This window comes from Frankia sp. ACN1ag, from assembly GCF_001414035.1.
GTDB lineage: Bacteria > Actinomycetota > Actinomycetes > Frankiales > Frankiaceae > Frankia > Frankia torreyi.
In genome coordinates this window covers 10,683-14,798 of the sequence record NZ_LJPA01000065.1, presented here as the reverse complement: position 1 = coordinate 14,798, position 4,116 = coordinate 10,683, and the positions used below count along the sequence as shown (strand labels likewise).

Below are 4,116 nucleotides of genomic sequence, written 5' to 3'. Positions count from 1 at the left end.
CCCTCGGTGAGCTCAAGCTCCAGGCCGAAGGTGTTGCTCTCCTCGACGGTGACAACACCTTCCTTACCGACCTTGTCCAGCGCCTCGGCGATCAGACCNCCGATCGCCGAGTCACCGGCCGAGATCGAGGCGGTGGAGGCGATCTGCTCCTTGGTCTCGACCTCCTTGGCCTGCTTCGACAGCTCCTCGGAGACCCGCTCGACCGCGACCTCGATGCCCTTCTTCAGGCCCAGNGGGTTCGCGCCGGCGGCCACGTTGCGCAGACCCTCCCGCACCAGCGCCTGAGCCAGGATCGTCGCGGTCGTGGTGCCGTCACCCGCGACGTCGTTGGTCTTCTTCGCGACTTCCTTGACGAGCTCCGCACCGATCCGTTCGTAGGAGTTCTCCAGCTCGATCTCTCTGGCGATGCTCACCCCGTCGTTGGTGATCGTGGGNANNCCNNACTTNNTCNCCAGAACGACGTTGCGACCCTTCGGACCGAGCGTGACCTTGACCGCATCGGCCAGCTGGTTCATGCCGCGCTCCAGGCCGCGCCGAGCCTCCTCATCGAAGGCGATCATCTTTGCCATGCGTGATGGGTCCTCTCAGGGGGGCAAGCCTGCGCGGAGAGGTACCAGTCATCGATGGGGTGCCCGGCACCGCGGATGGTGCTCCCGTTTCTGCAGGCACCCGTCGCACCGAGGATTGGCACTCGACCTCGCTGAGTGCCAGCCACTGTATAGCGCGCAGAACCCCCGAAAACGAGGTCACCACCACGTCGGAGCCGGGTCCGCCGTCATCTCACCCCGAAGTGGGGCCTTCCTGCGGAGGCCGATCCGCGGCTGCGGGAAGCCTGCCTGGCCTGACCTGCCTGGCCTGACCGGCCTGGATCAGTCGCGCTGGTGGACGACCAGCACGGCGCCGGGGGCATGGGCGACGACGGAGCTGGCCACGCTGCCGAGCAGGTGGCCGGCCAGCCGGGAGTGCCGATGGGCGCCGACAACGATGAGCTCCGCCTGGCGCTCGGTGGCGGTGGCGACGATGCCCTTCCAGGTCGGTGCCGCCTGGACGGTGGCGCTCTGGGCGCGGAATCCGGCGGCGTCCGCGAGGTGGGCACCGTGCGCGGCGATGTCGGCCGCGGCCTTCTCGACCTCGGCGGCACTGTTCGCGTCGAAATGCTGCGAGCCGACCGGGGTGAATCCGACATCGGCCGGCTGCCAGGCGCACAGGATGAGCGCCTCGCGTCCGGGCGGAAGCTGCGTTGCGGCGTACTGGATGGCGTGGCCGGCGACGTCACTGCCGTCATACGCGAACAGCACCAGGCCGGTGTGGCCAGCTCGGGCATCGGGCTGCACGGCGTCAGTGTGGGGTGAGGTCATGTCAGTCGACGCTTTCCGGGACGGGGAGGGCGAGGTCCAGATCATCCAGGTGGGTTCGGCGGACTCTGGCCAGCAGTGGGGGAGAGTACCAGGCCGGACGCAGCGCACCCAGGAACGTGTCGACGTCGGGGGCCTGCGGGCGGGCACCGCTCAGGGCGTAGATCGCGACGCCGATGGCGCCGCCGACGAGGGCCAGGCCAAGGCCGATCCACAGGGCGATGTTCGTTCCCTCGTTGAGATCGCCGGTCACCGTGGCCNCGAAATGAGCGAAGATCGGTGCGATCATGAAGGCGGCGACCGCACGTAGCAGTTCGACCAGGGCGAACACGCGCTGAAGGTTGGCGGACGGCAGGGAGAAACCGGCCACGAACAACGCCGGAGCGACCGTGGCGCCGAGGGCGAGCCNGGTCAGTGCCGAGCCGACCAGCGCCAGCGGCTGGCTCGCCGGCATCGCGAACCAGAAGACCAGGATTCCGGCGGCAAGCAGGACCATGCCCACGAGCGGCATGTAGTGCACGGAACGCCGGGTGATGACGAAGCCGAACGCGATCGCGGCGATCACCGCGCCGCCGAGTTCGGGCAGGTAGAGCAGCCCGACGCGCACCGGGCCGTATTTCTCCGCGAGCACCGCGGCGGTCAGTCCCGTCGCGGACACCGACGCCGCCGCAGCGAACAGCGCGATCACCACGCCCGCGACCGGGATCGAGCTGGTGAGCATCTCCCGGACCATCAGCAGCGGCTGCGCGGCCCGGTACTGGTAGACGACGAGAATGACGATCAGTGCCAGCCCGCCGAGCAGCGGCGCGATCACCTCGACGTCCAGGAAGCTGTGGCTGGTCAGTTCGGACGCGCCCAGGAAGGCCGCCAGGCTGCCGACCGCGGACAGCGCGATCGCCGGCAGGTCGCGCGGGGCGTCGGGGTTCGCCGGCGGTGCGTCCTCGAAGGTGAGCACGACCAGCAGCAGCGCCAGCACCGAGACCCCGGTGACGACCCAGAACAGCGGTCGCCAGGCGTTGGCGTCAGCCTGCAGACCACCGATGAACGGCCCGAGCGCGACCGCGCCGAAGATACCCATATTCATGATCATGACGGTGGTGCGCAGCTTCTCGCGCGGGTAGCCGATCGCCAGCGCAGGGGCCGCAGCGATCAGCAGCATGCTGGTGGCCAGGCCCTGCAACAGGTGGCCGACGATGAACATGGCGGCGTCCTGCGCCGCCGCCGTCAGCACTGATCCGACGACGAGCACGACCGCGTAGACGAGCAGCATCCGCCGTTGCGGCAGGTGCAGACCCAGCTGGACGGCGAGCACCGTCCCCAGCGCGTAGGCCGCGTTGCCCAGGCCCGAGCTGATGCTCATCGTCTGCGCGCTCATGTGCAGTTGCTTGGCGACGATCGGCGCCAACGGCTCCAGCGCGGCCGACAGAGCCAGGTAGGGAATAAGTGCGAATATCACCATGGCTGCGGAAGCAGCGTATCTGCCAGCAAGAGGACCTTGACGCATCAATACCTTCTGATTTTAGGCGTGCGGGATCCAGGGGAAAGATCGGGATGCGAAAACGGGGACTTTCCCCCTAATACCCTTACTCGTCCTCGGCCGGACGAACAGAGGGGCGGGCGGACTGTGAGAATCGTTACCATCGGCTAAAGGCTGGCTTTGTCAGGAATACCCGACGCGCCTCCGGCATTCGCCTCTCGCCGCCGGCCCGGGCCTCGGCTTCGGTCCTCGCTCTGGTCGGTCCGGGCCTCGGTCCATGGCCCGGCTCTGGTCTCAGCTCAGGATCGGGCTGCGACCTCGGCCTTCGCTCGGCCGTGTCGTCGCTTGGCGGGACGGGGGTCGTCCGGCTGGGCGGTTGGTGGGCGGGGTGGGTGCCGTGTGCATCCGCCAGCGCGGTGACGGCGGACCGAGTGGTCCCGGCCAGCCGGGCCGTTGTCGCCCGGNGCGGAGTCCACGCACGTGGCGCACGGATGGTGGTTATTTAGTGACTTACTGAGACGGTGGTCCGTGGTGTGGAGCGACCACCGCGTCGTCGGGCAGGTCGTAGTTTGCCCAGTGCAGTGCGGCCATCGGTACAACCAGTCCCGCGAACACCGGCAGTCCCGCGAACACCGGCAGTCCCGCGAACACCGGCCGACATCAGCGGACCGCGGTTGACCTGGCCGCACGATCGGTGCCGCCTGCGCCGGTCGTGGGTCTATCCCCAAACCCCCGGCCCGCCGGGTAGGGGCGCCGGGCATTGCTGGGATGCTGAACGCCGAGGCTGATGTTCTGCATTGTGGGGTCTCGACCATTGTCTTTGCGTCCGCGGGCGGCGCCTCCGTAGCCCCGCGCTCGGGGCATCAGGTCGGTTTCGACGCGATGCCCTCGTAGGCGAAGCCGAGTTGGGCCGTCCCGCGCATCGGATAGGTGCTGGCCGACTGCAGGGCCAGTCCGGACTTCTCGACCAGGTCGTCGATCTGGCGGTTGAGGCGGCAGCCTCCGGCGATCCTGCTCCAGATGGGTGTGAGCCGGTCCTGCCAGTGGGCGACGGTGGGCCGGGGCGAGCGGCCGTGCTCGGTGAAGTGCAGGGTGCCGCCGGGCCGCAGCACGCGATGGATCTCGCGTAGTGCCCGTTCGGTGTCGGGGATGGTGCACAGTGTCCAGGTGGTCAGGACGTGGTCGACCGACGCGTCCGGAAGGTGCAGCGCCTGACCATCGTCGCCGACGAACTCGACCGTGACGGGTGCGGCGGCGATGCGGGGTGCGGCGAGTGTGCGTCCG

General features: G+C 68.8%; 3 protein-coding genes and 2 pseudogenes. All 5 read right to left on the bottom strand.

Going from position 1 to position 4,116, the window contains the following annotated elements; all coding sequences use genetic code 11:
• Positions 1–99 precede the first annotated feature (99 nt).
• Positions 100–233 (bottom strand): annotated as a pseudogene (locus tag UK82_RS41095) (hypothetical protein); the annotation flags it as partial.
• 1 nt (position 234) lies between these two features.
• Positions 235–436, bottom strand: a pseudogene (locus UK82_RS41090) (TCP-1/cpn60 chaperonin family protein); the annotation flags it as partial.
• A 433-nt stretch (positions 437–869) separates the two neighbouring features.
• Positions 870–1,358, bottom strand: coding sequence for a universal stress protein (locus UK82_RS30030; RefSeq protein ID WP_044887621.1), 489 nt, complete (start codon positions 1,356–1,358; stop codon positions 870–872).
• A gap of 406 nt (positions 1,359–1,764) precedes the next feature.
• On the bottom strand, positions 1,765–2,859 hold a 1,095-nt coding region (locus tag UK82_RS30025; RefSeq protein WP_396230686.1), incomplete at its 3' end, for an MFS transporter.
• An 836-nt stretch (positions 2,860–3,695) separates the two neighbouring features.
• Positions 3,696–4,116 (bottom strand): class I SAM-dependent methyltransferase (locus tag UK82_RS30020; RefSeq protein WP_055410791.1); only part of this gene is annotated, 421 nt, incomplete at its 5' end.

Coding starts and splice junctions, on each gene's coding strand:
- UK82_RS30030 (WP_044887621.1), bottom strand. CDS start 1,358: ATGACCTCACCCCACACTGACGCCGTGCAGCCCGATGCCCGAGCTGGC.